Annotated in this window: 18 protein-coding genes; 11 read left to right on the forward strand and 7 right to left on the reverse strand. The window is 72.0% G+C overall.

The window, feature by feature from the left end; all coding sequences use genetic code 11:
- Positions 1–11 precede the first annotated feature (11 nt).
- From QUY26_RS22630 to QUY26_RS22640, 3 genes are all read right to left on the reverse strand, one after another.
- Positions 12–806, reverse strand: coding sequence for an enoyl-CoA hydratase/isomerase family protein (locus tag QUY26_RS22630; protein ID WP_289949531.1), 795 nt, complete (start codon positions 804–806; stop codon positions 12–14).
- Entirely contained in the window at positions 803–1264 is a 462-nt protein-coding gene (locus QUY26_RS22635) for a Zn-ribbon domain-containing OB-fold protein (protein ID WP_289949535.1), read from the reverse strand. The genes QUY26_RS22630 and QUY26_RS22635 overlap by 4 nt, the downstream gene beginning before the upstream one ends.
- Positions 1265–1393: 129 nt before the next feature.
- Positions 1394–2545, reverse strand: a complete 1152-nt coding sequence (locus tag QUY26_RS22640; protein WP_289949538.1) for a lipid-transfer protein — start codon at positions 2543–2545, stop codon at positions 1394–1396.
- 111 nt (positions 2546–2656) lie between these two features.
- Here QUY26_RS22640 and QUY26_RS22645 point away from each other — a divergent pair, with 111 nt between their 5' ends.
- Positions 2657–4318: a FadD3 family acyl-CoA ligase gene (locus QUY26_RS22645; RefSeq protein ID WP_289949540.1), complete on the forward strand. Its 1662-nt coding sequence runs from the start codon at positions 2657–2659 to the stop codon at positions 4316–4318.
- A 117-nt stretch (positions 4319–4435) separates the two neighbouring features.
- Positions 4436–5059, forward strand: a complete 624-nt coding sequence (locus tag QUY26_RS22650; protein WP_289949543.1) for a Uma2 family endonuclease — start codon at positions 4436–4438, stop codon at positions 5057–5059.
- Positions 5060–5093: 34 nt separating this feature from the next.
- On the opposite strand, the gene QUY26_RS22655 is transcribed toward QUY26_RS22650, so the two are convergent.
- The gene (locus QUY26_RS22655) at positions 5094–5477 is read right to left on the reverse strand and encodes a VOC family protein (protein ID WP_289949544.1); all 384 of its coding nucleotides are present in this window, start codon (positions 5475–5477) and stop codon (positions 5094–5096) included.
- A gap of 457 nt (positions 5478–5934) precedes the next feature.
- Between QUY26_RS22655 and QUY26_RS22660 the strand changes: the two genes are divergently transcribed.
- Complete coding sequence (locus QUY26_RS22660; RefSeq protein ID WP_289949546.1) at positions 5935–6438, forward strand: hypothetical protein; 504 nt, start codon at positions 5935–5937, stop codon at positions 6436–6438.
- A gap of 75 nt (positions 6439–6513) precedes the next feature.
- Positions 6514–7317, forward strand: a complete 804-nt coding sequence (locus QUY26_RS22665; protein WP_289949547.1) for a hypothetical protein — start codon at positions 6514–6516, stop codon at positions 7315–7317.
- A gap of 139 nt (positions 7318–7456) precedes the next feature.
- On the opposite strand, the gene QUY26_RS22670 is transcribed toward QUY26_RS22665, so the two are convergent.
- The 3 genes from QUY26_RS22670 to QUY26_RS22680 all read right to left on the reverse strand — a co-directional run bounded on the left by QUY26_RS22670 (position 7457) and on the right by QUY26_RS22680 (position 11379).
- Complete coding sequence (locus QUY26_RS22670) at positions 7457–7741, reverse strand: hypothetical protein (RefSeq protein ID WP_289949550.1); 285 nt, start codon at positions 7739–7741, stop codon at positions 7457–7459.
- A 183-nt stretch (positions 7742–7924) separates the two neighbouring features.
- Positions 7925–8101 (reverse strand): sigma-like protein, encoded by a 177-nt coding sequence (locus QUY26_RS22675; RefSeq protein WP_289949552.1) that lies wholly within the window; start codon positions 8099–8101, stop codon positions 7925–7927.
- A 203-nt stretch (positions 8102–8304) separates the two neighbouring features.
- The gene (locus QUY26_RS22680; RefSeq protein WP_436840380.1) at positions 8305–11379 is read right to left on the reverse strand and encodes an AfsR/SARP family transcriptional regulator; all 3075 of its coding nucleotides are present in this window, start codon (positions 11377–11379) and stop codon (positions 8305–8307) included.
- Positions 11380–11625: 246 nt separating this feature from the next.
- Here QUY26_RS22680 and QUY26_RS22685 point away from each other — a divergent pair, with 246 nt between their 5' ends.
- From QUY26_RS22685 to QUY26_RS22715, 7 genes are all read left to right on the forward strand, one after another.
- A complete protein-coding gene (locus tag QUY26_RS22685) occupies positions 11626–12891 on the forward strand; it encodes an amidohydrolase family protein (RefSeq protein ID WP_289949554.1) in 1266 nt (421 codons plus the stop codon).
- 5 nt (positions 12892–12896) lie between these two features.
- Complete coding sequence (locus QUY26_RS22690) at positions 12897–13850, forward strand: LLM class F420-dependent oxidoreductase (protein WP_289955928.1); 954 nt, start codon at positions 12897–12899, stop codon at positions 13848–13850.
- A gap of 9 nt (positions 13851–13859) precedes the next feature.
- Positions 13860–14648: an SDR family NAD(P)-dependent oxidoreductase gene (locus QUY26_RS22695; RefSeq protein ID WP_289949556.1), complete on the forward strand. Its 789-nt coding sequence runs from the start codon at positions 13860–13862 to the stop codon at positions 14646–14648.
- A 112-nt stretch (positions 14649–14760) separates the two neighbouring features.
- On the forward strand, positions 14761–15885 hold the full coding sequence (locus tag QUY26_RS22700) for an LLM class flavin-dependent oxidoreductase (RefSeq protein WP_289949558.1): 1125 nt from the start codon (positions 14761–14763) through the stop codon (positions 15883–15885).
- Between the two features lie 105 nt (positions 15886–15990).
- A complete protein-coding gene (locus QUY26_RS22705) occupies positions 15991–17724 on the forward strand; it encodes an N-acyl-D-amino-acid deacylase family protein (RefSeq protein ID WP_289949561.1) in 1734 nt (577 codons plus the stop codon).
- Positions 17721–19223, forward strand: a complete 1503-nt coding sequence (locus tag QUY26_RS22710) for an aldehyde dehydrogenase family protein (protein ID WP_289949562.1) — start codon at positions 17721–17723, stop codon at positions 19221–19223. Before QUY26_RS22705 ends, QUY26_RS22710 begins: the two co-directional genes overlap by 4 nt.
- A gap of 329 nt (positions 19224–19552) precedes the next feature.
- Positions 19553–20197, forward strand: a complete 645-nt coding sequence (locus QUY26_RS22715) for an NADPH-dependent F420 reductase (protein WP_289949564.1) — start codon at positions 19553–19555, stop codon at positions 20195–20197.
- The last annotated feature ends 7 nt before the right edge of the window (positions 20198–20204 follow it).

The raw sequence follows: 20204 nt of genomic DNA on the forward strand, positions 1-20204 counted from the left end.
CCCCGGGCGGCCTAGCGGGTGCGGAAGCCGTCGCCCCGGGCGCGGGTGGCGAACAGCTCCGCCTGCCGGGCGGCGTCCGCGTTGCCGAGGGCGATGAGGTGCGGGGCGTGGGCCATGGCCTGGGTGCGGGCGGCCTCCTTGGCGGACCAGACGGCGCGCACCGTGCCCTGCACGGCCTCGGTCGGGAAGGACGCGAGGGTGGCGGCGGCCCGCACCGCGGCGGCCACCACGTCGGCGCCCGCCACCACCTCCGACACCAGGCCGATCTCGTACGCCCGCCGCGCGGACACCCGCTCCGCCGTCCCCATCAGGGACATCCGCGCCACCTCCCCGAACGGCATCCGCTGCGCCATGGCGATGGCCTCGTACGCGCTGACCATCCCGTACGTCGTGTGCGGGTCGAAGAACGTGGCGTGCTCCGCCGCGATCACGAACTCGCACTCGCCGACGAGGTAGAAGGCCCCGCCGCACGCCATGCCGTTCACGGCGGCGAGCACCGGCTTCCACAGGTCGTTGGCCTTCGGCCCGACGGCCAGGAGGGGGTCCTCGATCGAGTACGGGGACGACGGCTGCGGGACCTCGGCGGCGCGGTCGATCCCCGTGCAGAAGGCCCGCTCGCCCGCGCCCGTGAGGACGACCGCCCGGACCGTGTCGTCGCCCCGCAACTCCCGCCACAGCCGGGCCAGTTCGGCCGCCGTCCGCGCGGTCAGCGCGTTGTGCCGCTCCGGGCGGTCGAGGGTCACCACGGCGACCCCGGTCCCCGCGTCCCGCTCCACCCGCAGCCCGGCCGCCTCCTGGTCGGTCATGACCGCTCCAGGACCCACTGCGGAAGCACGATGCCGTCGCGCTCGGCGAAGACCACCTGGACGCGGGCGCCGATGCGCAGGCGTTCCGGCGCGACGGAGTCCGGGGGGTCCCCCGCCTTGGTGACCAGGTTGCCCACCAGGCGGATCCGCGGGGCGTCGGTCAGTTCCACCAGGATCGCGTTGTACGGGCAGAGGGCGGCGTAGGCCGGGAGGAGCGGGGGGTGCGGGATCACGTACGACCAGATCCTGCCCTTGCCGCTCATGCGGCGCCAGGTGGTGTCGAAGGAGTGGCAGTGGGGGCAGCAGGGCCTCGGGGGGAACCGGAGCTCGCCGCAGGCGTCCTCCGCGCAGGCCTGTACGCGGAGTTCGCCTCGGGCGGCGTAGGTCCAGAAGGGGGCGCCGTCGTCGTCGAGGACGGGGGTGAGGAGAGCTGGCGGGGGCGCCTTCTCGTCTGCCATGTCTGGGTCCCTTCGCGGGTGCGGGATCGGTTGTGGTTGCTCGCGCAGTTCCCCGCGCCCCTCACGGGGCCCGGCATCCCCGGCGCTTGCGGGTGCCCCCGCCCCTCACGGGCGCAGGCCGCATCCCCCTCACGGGGCCCGGAGCAGCAGCGCCGATGTCGGGACTCCCTCGCCCGCCGTCACCAGGCACGTCCTCGCGTCCGGGACCTGGGCCGTCGATGTGCCCCTGAGCTGCTTCACGCCCTCGTTGATCAGGTTGAAGCCGTGGACGTAGGCCTCGCTGAGGCCGCCGCCGCCCGTGTTGAGGGGGAGGCGGCCGCCGATCTCCAGGGCGCCGCCCTCCGTGAACGCGCCGCCCTCGCCCCGGCCGCAGAAGCCGTAGCCCTCCAGGGAGAGCGGGATGAGGGGCGTGAAGGCGTCGTAGATCTGGGCCACGTCGACGTCGTGGGGGCCGAAGTCGGCCTGTTTCCAGAGCTGTCGGGCGGCCGTCCAGGCGGGACCCGAGAGCGGGTCGTCGTTCCAGTAGTTGACCATGCCGTGGTGCTGGGCGGGCAGGCCCTGGGCGGCGGAGTGGACGTAGACGGGCTTTCGGCGGCAGTCGCGGGCCCGCTCGGCGGAGACGACGACGCACGCCAACGCCCCGTCCGTCTCCAGGCAGTTGTCGAAGAGGCACAGCGGCTCGCTGATCCAGCGCGAGGTCATGTACATGTCCCGGGTCAGCGGGCGTTCGTACATCATCGCGGCCGGGTTCTGGTTGGCGCGGTTGCGGCAGGCGAGGGCGACGTTGAAGAGGTGGTCGCGGGTCGCGCCGTACTCGTGCAGATAGCGGCGGGTCAGCATGGCGATCTCGTCGGCGGGGCGGAGCAGGCCGAAGGGGCGCGTCCACTGGGCGGGGGTGGGGAGTTGGGTGGTGGTGTTGCGCCACGGCCGGGGTCCGCTGCCGCGTTTGCGCGAGCGCCAGGCGACGCCGACGCCCGCCTGCCCGGTGGCGATGGCGGACGCCAGGTGCGCGACGGTCGCGCAGGAACCGCCGCCCCCGTACCCGACCTTGCTGAAGAACGTGACGTCGCCCGCGCCGATCGCCTTGGCGACCTCGACCTCGTCGGTCTCCTCCATCGTGTACGAGGCGAACGCGTCGACCTCGGACGGCGCGATCCCCGCGTCGTCGAGCGCGGCGAGGACGGCCCGGCAGGCCAACGTCTTCTCGCTCTCGGGGAGTTGTCGGGCGAAGGGGGTCTGTCCGATACCGGCTATCGCTGTGGCGTCCTTGAGTGAGGCCATGGCTTGCACACCTCCGCGCGCGTCGTGGCGAGCCCTCGCTGCTGACAGCGCGTCAGGCTACCGCTAATCTGACGGTTAGTCAGCTAGTGGGCGACGGCGGGAGGGGCGGCCATGCGCGGCGACCTGGAGTGGGGCAGCGTGCCGGGCCTGGTCCGGGCGGCGGCGGAGCGGTACGCGGACCGGGAGGCGGTCGTCGAGGGCCGCACCCGGGTGACGTACCGCGAACTCGGCGACCGGATCGAACGGGCCACCGCCGCCTGCATGGCCGAAGGCGTCGAACCGGGCGACCGCGTCGCCGTCTGGGCCCCCAACACCCTCGACTGGATCGTCTCCGCCCTCGGCGCGGTCGGCGCGGGCGCCGTCCTCGTCCCCCTCAACACCCGCTTCAAGGGCACCGAGGCGGCGTACGTCCTCGCCCGGTCCCGGGCCAGGCTGCTCTTCGTCACCGGTACGTTCCTGGGGACGTCGTACGTGGCGTCGCTGCGGCGGGCGGCGGGGGAGCCGCCGGAGTTCGCGGCCGGGGCGGCGGTCGGCGGTACCGGCCCCGGACCCTTGCCCGGACTTCCGCACCTGGAGCAGGTCGTCGTCCTCGCCGACGACGCCCCCGAGGACTTCCGCACCTGGAAGGACTTCCTCGCGAGCGGCGACCGGGTCACAGCCGAGGCCGTCCGCACCCGGGGCGCCACCGTGACCGGAGACCACCCCTCCGACATCGTCTTCACCTCGGGCACCACGGGACGCCCGAAGGGCGCCGTCATCACCCACGCCCAGACCCTGCGCTGCTACGAGATCTGGAGCGACCTCGCCGGGCTCCGCGAAGGCGACCGCTATCTGATCGTGAACCCGTTCTTCCACACCTTCGGCTACAAGGCCGGGATCATCGCCTGCCTGATGCGCGGCGCCACGATGGTCCCCCAGCCGGTCTTCAACGTCGACACCGTCCTCGCCAACATCGCCGCCGAACGCATCTCCGTCCTGCCCGGACCGCCCACCCTCCACCAGTCCCTCCTCGACCACCCGGCCCGCGACGCCCACGACCTCTCCGCCCTGCGCCTGGTCGTGACCGGCGCGGCGGTGGTCCCCCTGCGCCTGGTCGAACGCCTCCGCGCGGAGCTGCGCATCGCCACCGTCCTGACGGCGTACGGCCTCTCCGAGGCCAGCGGCATCGTCACCATGTGCCGCAGGGGCGACCCGGCGGAGGTCATCGCGACGACGTCGGGCCGCGCGATCCCCGACACGGAGGTGAGGGTGGTGTCCCCCGCGGGCGACCCCCTGCCCCCCGGCACCCCAGGCGAGATCCTCGTCCACGGCCACAACGTCATGAGCGGCTACTTCGAGGACCCCGCCGAGACCCGCAAGGTCCGCACCCCCGACGGGTGGCTGCGCACCGGCGACGTCGGCGTCCTGGACGCGGCCGGCAACCTGCGCGTCACCGACCGGATCAAGGACATGTTCATCGTCGGCGGCTTCAACGCCTACCCCGCCGAGATCGAGCAACTCCTCGGCACCCACCCCGAAGTCGCCGACGCCGCCGTCATCGGCGTCCCCGACGCCCGCCTCGGCGAGGTCGGCAAGGCGTACGTGGTGCGGCGAGCGGGCTCGACCCTCACGGCGGACGACGTGATCGCCTGGTCGCGGCGCGAGATGGCCAACTACAAGGTGCCGCGCGAGGTGGAATTCGTACCGGAGCTGCCGCGGAACGCGAGCGGGAAGGTGGTGAAGGGGGAGCTGCGGCAGCGCGGGGCCCGGGGTGGGGGCGCCCGTCGCCACTGACGTCGCTCGCATGTTCGTACGACTTCGGCGTTGCCCGCACACTCGTGCGAGTGGCGATACCGTCATACGGGTAGGACGCAACATCCCCTCTTGCGCGATCTCCTCATGGGAGCAGTCATGGCCGCGGAGGCACACGGCGAACACGGCGAGCAGCAGGTGTCGGCCAACTCCGAGAACTGGATGTACCCGCCGGAGGACGGCTGGGCATGGGGCCAGGTTCAGGAGCTGGACGTCCCGTTCGACTGGGATCTCGTGGATGGGAAGATCGCGGTACGTGGGGTGGCGAAGGTATGGCATCAGTTGGTGCGGGACCGGCTGTACTTGCGTCTGCAACTGGCGAGGCAGGCGCCGTATGCCGTCATGAGTGGGCAATGGGTCATGTTCGACGAGCGCGACGTCCCCAAACCCGACGTGATCGTCTTCGACCGGACCGGCCTCGACGCACTGACGCTGGACTGCATTCCCGTCGCGCATGCCGTTCTCGCGATCGAGATCGTCTCCCCCGGCTCACGCAAGGACGACCGCTTCCTCAAGCCGGGCATGTACGCGGAGGCGGGCATCGACCACTACTGGCGCGTCGAGCGCGGCGAGGACAACGTGCCCGTCGTGCACGAGTTCTGGCGCCACCACGAGGCGGGGGTCTACGCCCCCAGCCCCGAGCAGCCCACGCACGTCGGCAAGCTGACCACGGATGTGCCCTTCCCCGTCGACATCGACCTGCGGGGCCTGATCGAGTTCTGAGAGTCGCCGAGACCGGGCCCCGGACCCCGGGCGCTCACGCCGTCGCGGCGCGCTCTCCCGCGCTGCGCTCCACGCAGAACTCGTTGCCCTCGATGTCGGCGAGGGTCACCCAGCCGCGTCCGTCGGGCTGCCGGTGGTCGGCCACGAGGGTCGCGCCGAGCGCGGTGACCCGCTCGACCTCCTCGTCCCGCGTGCGGTCCTGCGGCTGCAGGTCGAAGTGCACGCGGTTCTTCACGGTCTTCTTGTCCGGCACGGTCACGAACAGCAGCGTCGGCCCACCGGGCGTGCTCACCAAAGCCTCAGGGTCCCCGGGAGAGTCCTCGTCGGAGATCGCCCCCTCCAGGACCTCGGCCCAGAATGACGCGAGCTTGTAGGCGTCGGAGCAGTCGAAGGTGATGTGGCGCACGAGAGTTGTCATGGGCGCACTATCGGGGAGGGGGGCGGGGCTGTCCAACGAATTCCCCGGGGTGGCCGGAGCTGGCGGTACCGGGGGAAATCGGCCGTGTCGACGGTCCACTCCCCGAGCCGCACGGCGTCACCGAACTTGTACCGGCTCGGCGCGTCCCGGAACTGCGGTTCGCCACCGGGATGGGGCGCCGGGGGTGCCCGCCGGGCGGAGGGCAGGACGGGGAGGGGAGGAAGAAGGCGGCGGGGGCTGATGCTCGTGGGGGCGTGTGCGGCGGAGCGGGGGTGTGCCGACACGGGGTGGTGGGGGACGGGAAGGCGGTGTGGTTCCGGTTGGAGGGGGCGGGCCGGTGAGGGGGACCGGCGCGCAGAGGGCTCTGGGCAGGTGCTTAGACTGCGGCGCGTACGAACACGTCGCGTCGAGCGTGGCGCGATCGAACGACTGGAACTACACAATGGGGGAAATCCACGTGCGTATCCGTACGGGGGCGGCGTCCGCTGCCCTGACCGCCGCTCTGCTGGCCGCCAGCGCCGCTGTTCCGGCGCAGGCCGCCGAGAACCGTGACGCGCAGCAGTACCGCAGCGTCACCAGCGAGAAGTCCGCCCGCGCCGGCTCCGGCATCGGCGCCTTCCGGACCTACGGCGACAACGTGCACTTCTCGCACACGGTGCGGGGGCACATCAACGCGCACGGCTGGTGGAAGGTCCTGAGCGGCCCGGCCCGCGGCGTGAAGGCCAAGGTCACGGTCGACCTCCAGGTCAAGCGCGGCGGCCAGTGGAAGACGCTCACCAGGGCGTCCAAGAACGTCTACTCCGGCGGCGGCAGCGGCAAGCGTACGGCGGCCGCGTACAAGTGCACGTACAACGTGGGCCAGTACGACTTCCGCAGTGTCATCGACGTCGACCTGATCGGCTACCCGGACGACAACTACAAGAAGATCACCGCCACGCAGAGGCTGGGCTGCGGGCTCTGAGCGGCGCTGGTCGACGGCTGGCGGCGGGACTGGAAGTAGCCTTCCAGTCCCGCCATCTGCTTTTTGGGAGTGCCCGTGTTTCTGCCCCCCACCGTCGTCGTCGGTCTGCATGGGGTCTTGCGGACGCACCCGTGGCTGGATCCTGCCGAGAACGCGGCGGACGACGTCCTGTTCCTCGCGGTCGACCGGGCCGGAGCGTACGGCTGGCAGACCGTGAGCGGCTGGCTGCACGAGGGCGGCGAGGTCACGGCCAGCCATGAGCCGACGGCGTGGGCCCATGAAGAGGTCGGCGGCGACTGGACCCAGGACGGCGGGGTGCGGCGCCTTGCGTGGCTGGGGGCAGGGGTTCTCACGGATCCGCCGCGCCCGGGGCTGCCGGTGCGGCCGATCGCCCTTGTCCTGTCCGAGACTTTGGCGCGGGCGGGCGCGGTGACGTTCACGGGCTTGGACGCGCTGCTGCCGCTGGGCGCGACGGCGCGGCCGACGGCCTTCCATCAGGTGGAACTGGCACCGTGGTTCGAGCTCGCGGACCCCGCTGCCCGGTACGAGGTGGTGGTGACGGTCGCCTGCCGACCCGGCGACGGGGGAGTGGGCGACGGCCCGACCCTGTGCGAGGCGGTACGTGACCGGGCCCAGGGCGCGCTGGAGGTCTCCGACCCGGTGGCGGCCGGGGCCGATCTCCCCGGCCTGGACCTGGACTTGGACGCTTCCCTCCACACCGAGGGCATGAGCGAGGTCCTCCGCTTTACTTGCGGCGTACGGGAGTGGTCGCCGGATGTCGCGGTGTGGCTGGTGGAACTGGTCGAGGAGGCTCTGCAGGAGGCGGGGCGAACGGGGCCTGTGGTGGTCACGGCTTCGGTGGGGCGGGTGGCTGGGTAGGGCCTGCGGCGGCGGTGCGGTGACTCGGCTCGGCGGTGGCACAGCGACGCCCCCTGGCCTCCGCGCTGAGGCGGGCCGGAGGGCGTGTCCCGCCCGTGCGGCAGGCCGGGGCCGAGCGGCGGCTCGGCCCCGGTGCGCGTCAGTTCTGCGGAGGGGTCGGCAGGTGGCCGTCTCCGAGCAGGGTCGGCAGGTGGCCGTCACCGGGCGGCGTCGGCAGGTGGCCGTCACCGAGCGGGCCGACCGGCAGGTGGCCGTCTCCGAGCGGGCCGACCGGCAGGTGGCCGTCACCGAGCGGGCCGACCGGCAGGTGACCGTCGCTGGCCGGAGCCGGAGCGTGGTGATCCGCGAGGGCCGGGGTGGTTGCTCCGGCCGAGGCCGCGGTGATCACGGCCAGGGTGACGAGGAACTTTCTGGTTCGAGTCATTTCAACTCCTTGGAGGGGGCAAGCTTTCAACGAACGACTCTAGCCGCACATTCCGGCACATGTTCGAACAAGTACTGCTAAATCTCTGCCAGTTGACGGGGCTCACAGTCGCCCTGGATACGCCACGGCCGCGGCGGCTCCCCCTCCGCGCCGCCGCGGCCGTTCCCCGTCGGATAGAAAGCTTTAGTCCTTGGGCGGGGCGGGAATGTGTCCGTCGCCCTTCGTGGTGATGCGGCCGTCCTCCGGCGGGGCCGGGATGTGGCCATCGCCCTGCGGCGTGACCGGCCCGTCCGGCGGCGGGGCCGGGATGTGACCGTCGCCCATGGGCTTGAGCACCTTCTTCTTCTTGGCTTCGCTCATCGTGACAACTCCTGCACAGTGCGGGGCTCCGGGACTAGACCGCCCGCTCGGCAACTCCCCCGAGGGTCGCCGAGCGGGCGCTCCAGGGCCGCTCACGATAGCTGTGGGGCCCACGCGACCCGTCTGCCCCCCGACGCGACGGATCGACTGTTAGATAGTGGCAGTCGGTCATAAACGTTCGATGAACGTCCCAGTGGGCGAGGTCAGGCTGCCGCTACGGGGCGTAGAAGCGCCCGCACGTGGTCGGCCTCCGGCGACCCGGATTCCTCGTGGATGGCCAGGGCCTTCTGCCAGCAGGCCTGAGCGCGGTCGAGCTGCCTGAGGCTGTCGAGCGACCTGCCCAGCAGCGTCAGGGCGTTGGCGCGCATCCAGTCTCCCCCCACGCATCCGGTGGCGAGGGCCTGCTCTGCGTGCTGCGCCGCTTGGGCCGGCTGTTGGGCCGCCAAGTGAATCTCGGCGATGCGGAAGTGGGCCGTGCCCTCCCACAGGCGCTGGCGATTCTCTGCGAAGACCCTCAGCGCCTCTTGGGCCATCTCAATAGCTTCGCTGTAGCGTCCGGCGTGACTGAGGCTGATGCCGAAAGCCATCTTCGCATTGGCCAGGCGGAAGGTGAGACCTAGTTCGTCGTAGATCGCGATCCCCTGGCGGGCGAGGTCAATGGCCTTGGCCGTACGTCCCATGGAGACGAGGACTCGGGACAGGTTGCAGAGAGCGCTTGCCTCTCCGGGCTTGTTCCCGTCGCGGCGGAAGGCCTCGATCGCCTTGAGGAGATGGGTCTCGCAGGTCGCGTACTCGTTCAAGCAGAAAGAGGCGATACCCAGCTCATTCTGCCCGTTCCCGATGGACCAGGGGTCCTCGGACTCGAGTGACAGCTCCACTGCGCAGTGCAGCTCCGCCCTCGCTCGCTCGAAGTGCCCGCTCATGGTCAGGACTTGAGCGAGGCTCACTCGGGCCCGGCCTTCCGCGTGAGCATCCCCCTGCGCGGCCGCGGCGTCACGCGCCGCACAGGTCGCCAGCTCGTACCGAAGTGAACTCGCCCCGGACTCCGCCAGGTCCTTCGCGGCGATCAGAAGGTCCACGGCCCGCCGCAACGTGTTGGAGTCCAAGGACTGCTGAACGCAGGCCAAAATGCACAGGGCTTCAGCATGGAGCCAGTCCAATGCGCCGGAGTCGCTCTGGAACTCCAGCCCCGCCCGCTCCGTCACCGCCAGGTGATCCACCGTCCTGTCCCCAGGACGCTCGATCGCGTACACCCGCGCCGCCGAGGCCAGATAGAAGTCCAGCAACCGCGACAGCGCCGCGTCCCGCAGGGCCGGCGGCAGCTCGTCCCGTTCCGCGCAGGCGCGGGCGTAGAGCCGTACGAGGTCGTGGTAGCGGTAGCGGCCGGGTGCGGCGGACTCCAGGAGGGAGGTGTCGACGAGGGACTCCAGGAGGTCCTCGGCGTCCTCCAGCGGGAGGTCGAGCATGGCGGCGGCGGCCGGGAGGGAGATGTCTGGGCCGTCGGCGAGGCCGAGGAGGCGGAAGGCGCGGGCCTGGGCGGGTTCGAGCTGGCCGTAGCCGAGCTCGAACGTGGCCTCGACCGCGAGGTCGCCCGCCTGGAGCTCGTCGAGGCGCCGCCGCTCGTCGGCGAGCTTGGCGGCGAGCGTGGCGACGGTCCAGGTGCGCCGCGCGGCGAGCCGGGACGCCGCGATACGGATCGCGAGGGGGAGGAAGCCGCACGCGGCGACCACGTCGAGCGCGGCCTCGCGCTCCGACGCCACCCGCTCCTCGCCGATGATCTTCGTGAAGAGCTGCAGGGCTTCGTCGGGGGACATGACGTCGAGGTCGACGAGGTGCGCCCCGGCGAGGTCCACCATCCGCACCCGGCTGGTGACGAGCGCCGCGCACCCTTCCATGCCGGGCAGCAGCGGCCGCACCTGCGCGGCGTCGCGGGCGTTGTCGAGCAGAACGAGGACGCGGCGGCCGTCGAGGATGGAGCGGAACAGGGCGGCCCGCTCCTCCAGCGATTCCGGGATGGCGTCGTCCGCCGTGCCGAGGCCGCGCAGGAACGCGCCGAGCACCGTCTCGGGTTCGGCGGCGCGCGGCCCGGCTCCCTGGAGGTCGACGTACAACTGCCCGTCGGGGAAGTGGGCCCGCGCCGCGTGCGCGACGTGCACCGCCAGCGTCGTCTTGCCCACGCCCCCGATCCCCGCGAGCGCCGACACGGCCATCACGCGGCCCTCGGCCGTGGACAGGATGTCGCTGAGTTCCTTGACGAAGGAGACGCGGCCGGTGAAGTCCTGGACGGTGGCGGGCAGCTGGGCGGGGCGGACGACGCCCGCCGAGGGCTCCGTCGCGGGGGCGGAGGGCTCGGCGAGGGCGGGGTCGGCCTGGAGGATGCGCTGCTGGAGTTCCTGGAGGCCGGGGCGCGGGTCGACGCCGAGTTCGTCGGCGAGGAGGCGGCGGGTGTCGGCGTAGACGGCGAGGGCCTCGGCCTGGCGCCCTGAGCGGTAGAGGGCGAGCATCAGCAGTTCGCGCAGGCGCTCCCGCAGGGGGTGCGCGGCGGTGAGCGCGGTCAGCTCGGAGACGGACTCGGCGTGCCGGCCCTGCTCCAGGTCCATGTCGAGGCGGGCCTCGAGGAGCTGCAGGCGCCATTCCTCCAGGCGGGTGCGCTGGGCGTCGGCGTAGGGCCCGGGGACGTTGGCGAGGGGCTCGCCGTCCCACAAGGACAGGGCCTCCTTGACCAGGGAACTGGCCTGGTGCAGGTCACCGAGCCCCCGCGCCTGCTCGGCCGCCGACCACAGCTGTTCCGCCTCGGCGAGGTCGAGCACGCCGTCGGCGGCCCGCACGGCATAGCCGCCGGACTCGCTGACGAGGGCGCCGGAGGGGAGCACCTTGCGCAGCCGGGACGCGTACGTACGGATCGCGGCGAGGGCCTGCGAGGGCGGGTCCTCGCCCCAGATGGCGTCGATCAGCTCGGAGGCGGTGGCGGTGCGGCCGTCGCGGAGCAGCAGGGCCGCGAGCAGGGCGCGCTGCTGGGGGGAGCCGGTGGGCAGGGGCTCTCCGCCGAGCCAGGCGCGCACGGGGCCGAGCACGCTGAAGCGGGCGGCGGGCTGTGCGTCGGCCTGTTCGTCGGTGACCGTGGCGCCGCCCACGGGCGCGGACCCGTCGTCCCCGAGCGCACCCGAAGACACGCTCCGCGCTTCCCCGTCCACAGCTCGCGACACCCGCGCCGTCGTGCCAGGGTCGCTTTCCGCCGCCGAACGCCGCTGTTCCGGCACCCGCGGTAGTCCGTCCATCGCTCCCCCTGCTGCCCTGCCGTACGCAGTTGCTGAAGTCTTCTCAAATACGCCCAACTGTGCCCGGCTGTGCCTGGTTTGTGCCCGCCTCGGACCTGCCCTGCCCGTGCGGCTTACTGCGGTGCACAGTTTGCCTTGTCCGGAGCGGATGCGTCAGCCGTGGGAGACGGCTCTCACAGGGTTCCCGCACCAGTGACCGGATCCGGACAACTGACGGATCGTCAGATGCGCGCTACCGTGAGCCTCATGGAGACCATGGAGAGCACTCAGGAGGCCGCCCCCGCCGAGCCGCCGTTCCCGAGGATCATCTCGGTGGACGACCACACGGTGGAGCCGCCGCACGTCTGGCGGGACCGCCTCCCGGCGAAGTACCAGGACCGAGGCCCGCGCATCGTCCGTGCGCCGCTCAAGGAAATGACCTTTTTGGGCGGTAAGTTCGCCCCGGTGATGGGGGAGAAAGGTGACGAAGGGCCCATAGGGGACTGGTGGGTGTACGAGGAGCTGCACCGCCCGCTGACCCGGCTCGACACGGCCGTCGGCTACGACCGCGACGAGATCAAGCTGGAAGTGATCACGTACGAGCAGATGCGGCGCGGCTCGTTCAGCGTCCCCGACCGGCTCGCCGACATGGACGTCAACCACGTCCAGTCCGCCCTGTGCTTCCCCACCTTCCCGCGCTTCTGCGGCCAGACGTTCACCGAGGCCCCCGACCGTGACCTGGGGCTTCTCGCCGTGCGGGCGTACAACGACTGGATGGTGGACGAGTGGTGCGGCCCCGCCGCGCAAGGTCGGCTGATACCGCTCACCCTCATCCCCCTCTGGGACGCCGACCTCGCGGCCGCCGAGGTGCGGCGCAACGCGGCGCGCGGGGTGCGGGCCGTCGCCTTCTCGGAAATTCCGCCACATCTCGGACTCCCGTCGATCCACACGGACTACTGGGACCCGTTCCTCGCCGCCTGTGACGAGACGGGAACGGTGGTGGCGATGCACATCGGGTCCTCCAGCAGGATGCCGTCGACCTCCGCCGACGCACCACCCGCCGTGGGCTCCACGATCACGTTCGCGAACTGCTGCTTCTCGATGGTCGACTGGCTGATGAGCGGCAAGTTCGAGCGCTTCCCCAACGTCCGCGTGATGTACGCCGAGGGGCAGATCGGCTGGATCCCCTACATCCTGGAGCGCGCCGACGTGGTCTGGGAGGAGAACCGGGGCTGGGGAGGCGTCGCCGACAAGGTGCACCGGCCGCCGTCCGAGCTCTTCGCCGAGCATGTCTTCGGCTGCTTCTTCGACGACGCCTTCGGGCTGCGCAACCTCGACGCGATCGGCGTCGGCAACGTCCTGTACGAGACCGACTACCCGCACTCCGACTCCACGTGGCCCACATCCCGCCAGGTCGGCGAGGAGCAGATGGGGCACCTGGCCCCGGACGTGGTGGAGCGCATCGTCCGCGGCAACGCCATCGACCTGCTCGGTCTGACGAAGGAGGGCCTGTGGCCGGGACCGGGGGCCTGAGCGCCATGGCGGAGCACTTCCCGGCGGGGCGGCTCGCGTACGGGATGCAGCTTCCGGTGCAGGCCCAGAGCGCGGTGTTCGCCGAGGCGTGGGAGGCCGACGCGGGCCCCGGCGACCTGGTCGAGATCGCCCGTACGGCCGACCGCGTGGGCTTCGCCTACCTCGCCGCCTGCGACCACGTGGCGATCCCGCGGCGGCTCGCGGACGCGATGGGCACCACCTGGTACGACCCCGTGGCCACCCTCGCCTTCCTGGCCGGGGTCACCGAACGCGTCCGCCTGCTGAGCCATGTCGCGATCGTCGGCCTGCGCCACCCGCTCCTGACCGCCAAGAGCTACGCCACCCTCGACCACCTCAGCGGCGGCCGCCTGATCCTCGGCGTCGGCGCCGGGCACGTGGCGGAGGAGTTCGACGTCCTCGGCGCGGACTTCGCGGGGCGCGGCCCGCTGCTCGACGAGTCCGTGGACGCGCTGCGGGCCGCGCTCGGGCCCGAGGAGTTCCCCGAGCACCACGGCGAGCGCTTCGCCTTCGAAGGCCTCGGACAGCGGCCGCGGCCCGCCCAGGAGCGGGTGCCGATCTGGGTCGGCGGCTCCTCGCCCGCCGCCGTCCGCAGGGCCGCGACCCGCGGCGACGGCTGGCTGCCGCAGGGCGACCCGCGCGACCGCCTTCCCGCGCAGATCGCCAAGCTGCGGCGGCTGCGGGCCGAGGCGGGGATCGAGGCGCCCGTCACCGTCGGGGCCATCACCGAGCCGCTGTACGTGGGCGAGCCCTCCTGGCCGGTGGGGCGGCGCACGCTCAGCGGGAAGCCCGACGCCCTCGCGGAGTCGCTGCGCGCGTACGCGGCGATGGGCGTGCACCAGATCCAGGTGCGCTTCCGCAGCCGCGGCCGCACCGAACTCACGGACCAGATGGCTGCGTTCGGCGCCGATGTCGCCCCGCACTTGGACCCACCCACCTAGGAGGCCGGCATGGGCAAGCTGGACGGGCGCGTCGTCATCGTGACCGGCGGCGCGCGCGGTCAGGGGGAGCAGGAGGCGCGCCTCTTCGTCGCCGAGGGCGCGCGGGTGGTCGTCGGGGACGTCCTCGACGAGCAGGGCGAGGCGCTCGCGAAGGAGCTGGGGCGCGACAGCGCCCGGTACGTCCACCTCGACGTCGGCGAGGAGGCGGACTGGGCGGCCGCCGTCGCCGCCACCAAGGACGCCTTCGGGGCGGTCGACGGCCTGGTCAACAACGCGGGCATCCTGCGCTTCGACGAGCTGGTGAACACGCCCCTGGAGGAGTTCGAGCGGATCGTCCGGGTCAACCAGACCGGTGTCTTCCTCGGCATCAGGGCGACCGCCCCCGAGATCGCGGCGGCGGGCGGCGGCTCGATCGTGAACACCGCCTCGTACGCGGGGATGACGGGCATGGCGTACATCGGCGCGTACAGCGCGACCAAGCACGCCGTCATCGGCCTCACCCGGGTCGCCGCCCTCGAACTGGCCAAGCGGCGCATCCGCGTCAACGCGATCTGCCCCGGTGCCATCGACACCGCGATGAGCAACCCGGCGCAGCTCGACCCGGACGCGGACGTGGCGAAGGCCTCGCGCGGCCTGGACGCGCTGTACCGCAAGCTCGTGCCGCTCGGCCGGGTGGGCAGGGCGGAGGAGGTGGCGCGGCTCGCGCTGTTCCTCACCGCCGAGGACGAATCGGCGTACATCACCGGGCAGCCGTTCGTGATCGACGGCGGCTGGCTCGCCGGGGTCAGCGTTCTCTGACGGATCGTCAGGCGGGAGCGGGTGCGGGTCTTGACGCTCCCAGGGCGCGGTGGAACAGTCGGACCAGCGAATCTGACGGTCTGTCAGAAACTCACGAGGACGGTGAACCGCCTTGGAATTCGGGCTCTTTGTACAGGGATACGTGGGCAAGCGCGCCGAGACCGACCCTTCGGCCGAGCACAAGGCGCTGATGGAGGAGACCGAGTACGTCATCGAGGCGGACAAGGCGGGCTTCAAGTACGCCTGGGCGTCCGAACACCACTTCCTGGAGGAGTACTCGCACCTCTCCGCCAACGACGTCTTCCTCGGCTACCTCGCGCACGCCACGGAACGGATCCACCTCGGCTCGGGGATCTTCAACCCCTTGGCCCAGGTCAACCACCCGGTCAAGGTCGCCGAGAAGGTCGCCATGCTCGACCACCTCTCCGAGGGGCGCTTCGAGTTCGGCAGCGGGCGCGGCGCCGGGTCGCACGAGATCCTCGGCTTCCTGCCGGGCATCACCGACATGAACCACACCAAGGAGATCTGGGAGGAGACCATCGCGGAGTTCCCCAAGATGTGGCTCCAGGAGGAGTACGAGGGGTTCCAGGGCAAGCACTGGCAGCTGCCGCCGCGCAAGGTCTTCCCCAAGCCGTACGGCGCCTCCCACCCCGCCATGTGGTACGCGGCCGGGTCGCCGTCCTCGTACGCCATGGCCGCGAGGAAGGGGCTCGGCGTCCTCGGCTTCAGCGTGCAGAAGGTCTCCGACATGGAGTGGGTCCTGGAGCAGTACAAGACCGCGATCCGGGACGCGGAGCCCGTCGGGGACTTCGTGAACGACAACGTCATGGTGACGTCCACGGCCATCTGCGCGGAGACGCACGAGAAGGCCGTGCGGATCGCCGTGAACGGCGGGCTCAACTACCTGCAGTCGCTGGTGTTCCGGTACCACGACACCTTCCCCAGGCCCGAGGGGATTCCCGAGTGGCCCGAGGTCCTTCCCGACTACACCGAGGAGATCATCGAACTGCTCATCGCCGAGGAGCTCATGATCTGCGGGGATCCGGACGAGGTGACCCGGCAGTGCAAGCGGTGGGAGCAGGCCGGGGCCGACCAGCTGTCGTTCGGGCTGCCCATCGGGATCTCGCCCGAGGACACGAAGAACACGATCCGGCTGATCGGGGAGCACGTGATCCCCAAGATCGACACCGATCCCGTGCACCGGACCTCGCGGATGCGGCAGGGCGCCGCCGGGTGACCGCCGATCGCGCTGCGCGCTCGTCCTCAAGCGCCGGACGGGCTGAGAACGCTCGCCTCGGACGTGGGGCGTGCTCAAAGGCCCTAGGGGAAGGGGTAGCTCGTCATGCTTGACCACCTCATCAAGGGTGTGACGCTCGTCGACGGGACGGGGGCCGCCGCCCGCGTCGCCGACGTGGGCGTCCGGGACGGGCGCGTGGCCGTCGTCGCGCCCGCGGTCACGGAGGAGGCGCGTACGCAGGAGGAGGCCCACGGCCTGGTCCTCGCGCCCGGGTTCGTCGACCCGCACACCCACTACGACGCGCAGCTCTTCTGGGACCCGTACGCCACGCCGTCCCTCAACCACGGCGTGACGACCGTCGCGGGCGGGAACTGCGGGTTCACGCTCGCCCCGCTGCACCCGGACCGGCCCGAGGACGCCGACTACACGCGGCGGATGATGTCCAAGGTCGAGGGGATGTCCCTGGTGGCCCTGGAGGAGGGGGCGCCCTGGTCGTGGCACTCCTTCGGGGAGTACCTGGACGCGTTGGAGGGGCGCATCGCCGTCAACGCGGGGTTCATGGTGGGGCACTGCGCGCTGCGGCGGTACGTGATGGGGGCGGACGCGGTCGGCGGACAGCCGTCGGCCGCGCAGCTGGAGCGGATGCTCGCCCTCTTCCACGAGGCGATGGACGCGGGCGCCTGGGGGCTGTCCACCACGCAGTCGTCCACCCACTCCGACGGGGACGGGCAGCCGGTCGCCTCCCGGCACGCCGGGCCCGAGGAGCTGATCGCCCTGTCGCGGGCCGTCGCCGAGCACGAGGGCACGCAGCTGGAGGCGATCGTCGCCGGGTGCCTCGACCAGTTCGACGACGCCGAGATCGACCTGTTCGTGGAGATGAGCGCGGCGGCCGGCCGGCCCCTGAACTGGAACGTCCTCACCATCGACGCCGCCGTGCCGGAACGGGTCCCGCGCCAGCTGATCCCCAGCGAGCGCGCCCGCAAGGCGGGCGGCCGCGTCGTCGCCCTCACCATGCCGATCCTCACCCCCATGAACATGTCCCTCGGCACCTTCTGCGCGCTCAACCTCATCCCCGGCTGGGGCGAGATCCTCGGCCTTCCCGTCCCCGAGCGCATCGCGAAGCTCCGCGACCCGGACGTCCGCGCCCAGATGCTGCGGCGCGCGGGCAGCGAGGAGGCCGGGGTCTTCCGCCGCCTCACGCACTTCGGCCGGTACGTCATCGGGGACACCTACTCCGCCGAGAACGAGGGCCTGACCGGGCGGGTGGTGCGCGACATCGCCGCCGAACGCGGCCAGGAGCCCTTCGAGTGCATCGTCGAGATCTGCGCCAACGACCGGATGCGTACGGTCCTGTGGCCCATGCCGACCGACAACGACCCGGACTCCTGGGCGCTGCGCGCGCAGACCTGGGCCCACGAGGACGTCATGCTCGGCGGCTCCGACGCGGGCGCCCACCTGGACCGCATGTGCGGCGCCCCGTACACGACGCGTTTCCTCGGTGACTGTCTGCGGGGGCGGAAGCTGGTCGGCCTGGAGCAGGCCGTGAAGATGCTCACCGACGACCCGGCGCGGCTGTTCGGCCTGCGCGAGCGCGGCCGGATCGCCGAGGGCTTCCACGCCGACCTCGTCCTCTTCGACCCCGAGCGCATCGACGCGGGCAAGGCCACCCTCGTGCACGACCTGCCCGGCGACAGCCCCCGCCTGGACTCCAAGGCGATCGGCGTGCGCGCCGTGTGGGTCAACGGCGTCGAGGTGATCCGCGACGACGTGGTGACCGGGGCGGTGCCGGGGACGGTGCTGCGGTCCGGGCGCGACACCAGGACGGTGAGCACCAGGTGAGCGGGGGCGCGGCGGGTGCGTCCAGGGAGCCGCAGCGGCTCTTCGTCGGCGGTGAGTGGGTCGAGCCGGACGGCGGGCACCACGAGGTGATCGACCCGGCGACCGAGGACGTCGTCGGCCTCGCCCCCGAGGCGAGCCGCGCCCAGGTCTGGCAGGCCGCGGCGGCGGCGCGGGAGGCCTTCGGGACGTGGTCGCGCACGTCGCCGCAGGAGCGCGCCGCCGTCCTCGACCGCACCGCCGACCTGCTGCGACGCGACTTCGCCGACCACACCGAACTGGCCCGAGCGGAGACCGGGGCGACCACCGCGACCGCGCGCGGCATGCAGGTCGCGGTGGCCGTGGCCCGCTTCCGGCGGTACGCGCGCGGCGCCCTCGAACCCGTCGAGACCGGCATCCCGCCCCAGATCAACGAGGCGGGCCCGCTCGGCCGGGCCGCCGCACTCGGCGCCGTCGCCGTGCGCCGCCCCGTCGGCGTCGTCACCTGCATCACCTCCTACAACAACCCCTGGGCGAACCCCGCGGGCAAGGTCGCCCCGGCCCTGGCGATGGGCAACACCGTCCTCGTCAAACCCGCGCCCCAGGACCCCCTGTCCGTCTACCGGTTGGCCGCCGCCCTTCAGGAGGCGGGCGCCCCGCCCGGCGTCGTCAACGTCGTCTCCGGATCCTCCGTGGACGTGGGCGAGGCCGCCGTCGACTCCCCGGACGTCGACATGGTGAGCTTCACCGGTTCCACGGCGGTCGGGCAGCGCATCGGCGAGGTGTGCGGGCGGGGCATGAAACGCCAGCTCATGGAGTTGGGCGGGAAGGGCGCGGCGATCGTCTTCGAGGACGCCGACCTGGACGCGGCCGCCGCGGGCATCGGCACCACGTTCTCGTTCTACAGCGGACAGATCTGCACGGCGCCGACGCGGGTGCTCGTCCAGCGGGCGGCGTACGAACCGCTCCTCGACCGGCTCGTGCGGTACGCGGGCCATCTCAAGGTGGGCGACCCGCGCGAGCGGGACACGGTCGTCGGGCCGCTCATCTCCGCCGCGCACCGCGAACGCGTGGAGTCCTACGTGGAGTTGGGCCGCAAGGAGGGCGCGCGGGTCGTGACCGGCGGCGAGCGTCCCGGCCCTGGACTCGACAAGGGCTTCTACGTCGCCCCCGCGCTCCTGGCCGACTGCGCGCCCGAGATGCGCGTGGTCCGCGAGGAGATCTTCGGGCCCGTCGTCGTGGTCGTGCCCTTCGACGGCACCGGCGAGGCCGCCGAGGACACCGCCGTCGCCCTCGCCGACGACACCGACTACGGCCTGATCGACTACGTCTGGTCGGCCGACACGGCCCGCGCCTTCCGCGTCGCGGCCCGGCTGCGCGCGGGCGGCGTCGGCGTGAACACCATCGGCCGCAACATGGAGGCCCCCTTCGGCGGCTTCAAGCGGAGCGGCGTGGGGCGCGACTGCGGGTCGTACGCCCTGCACGCGTACAGCGAGACGCAGGCGGTGGTGTGGGCGGGATGAACTCGCCCGTCCGCAAGGCGGAGTCGGCCCGTCCTGAGTCGTCGCGGCGTTGTCAGTGGGGGGTGCCGCTGTCGGCCGCATGACGACTCCACTCGCGTGGGTGCACGCGCACCGGGGCCACGAGCCGGCTTTGGACGGGACGCACCTGAGGTGCGCGGGAGGCGGACGGCGCGCTGTACGAGGCGTCGGCGGGGGCCGAGCGACTCCTGACCCGGCTGACCCGCGCCGCCCGCCGCCGTACGGACCTTCCGCCCTAGTCCCGGGGGCGGCCACCCCTTGGTCCCCACGACCGATACGACCGCTGTGCTGCCCCAACTACCGTCCCCACCTTGCGAATAGCACTCATCGGAACAGGCAACGTCGGCCGCGCCCTCGCCAAGGCCTGGGCCGCGGCCGGTCACGACGTCGTGCTCGGCTCCCGCGACCCTGCGGCCAAGGAGGACCTGGCCAAGGAGCTGGGCGTGCCGGTCGTCGGGATCGCGGCGGCGGCGGAGCACGGCGAGGCCGTGGTGAACGTGACTCCCGGAGCGGAGTCGATAGCCACCCTCCGCACCGCGGGCGCCGCTGCCCTCGCGGGCAAACTCCTCATCGACATAGCCGTCGGCTTCACCGAGGAGCCGCACGGCACGGCCCTCTCCCACCCCGACGTCTCCCTCGGCGAACTGATCCAGTCGACGTTCCCCGAGGCCCGGGTGGTCAAGACCTTCACCACGATGGACTCCGTCGTCATGACGGGCCCCGACACCCTCGAAGAGCCCAGCACCGTCTTCCTCTCCGGCAACGACCCCACCGCCAAGACCCGGACAGCCACCCTCCTCACCGACCTCGGCTGGCCCCCCTCCACCCACATGGACCTCGGCCCCATCGAAACAGCCCGGGGCCAGGAGCACTTCGCCCACCTCTTCATGGCCATCGCCGTCTCCCAGGGCACGTACGACTTCAACGTGCGGGTGGTGCTGCCGAAGGCGGAGTGAGCCACTT

Origin of the sequence: Streptomyces flavofungini, from assembly GCF_030388665.1 — a bacterium.
GTDB lineage: Bacteria > Actinomycetota > Actinomycetes > Streptomycetales > Streptomycetaceae > Streptomyces > Streptomyces flavofungini_A.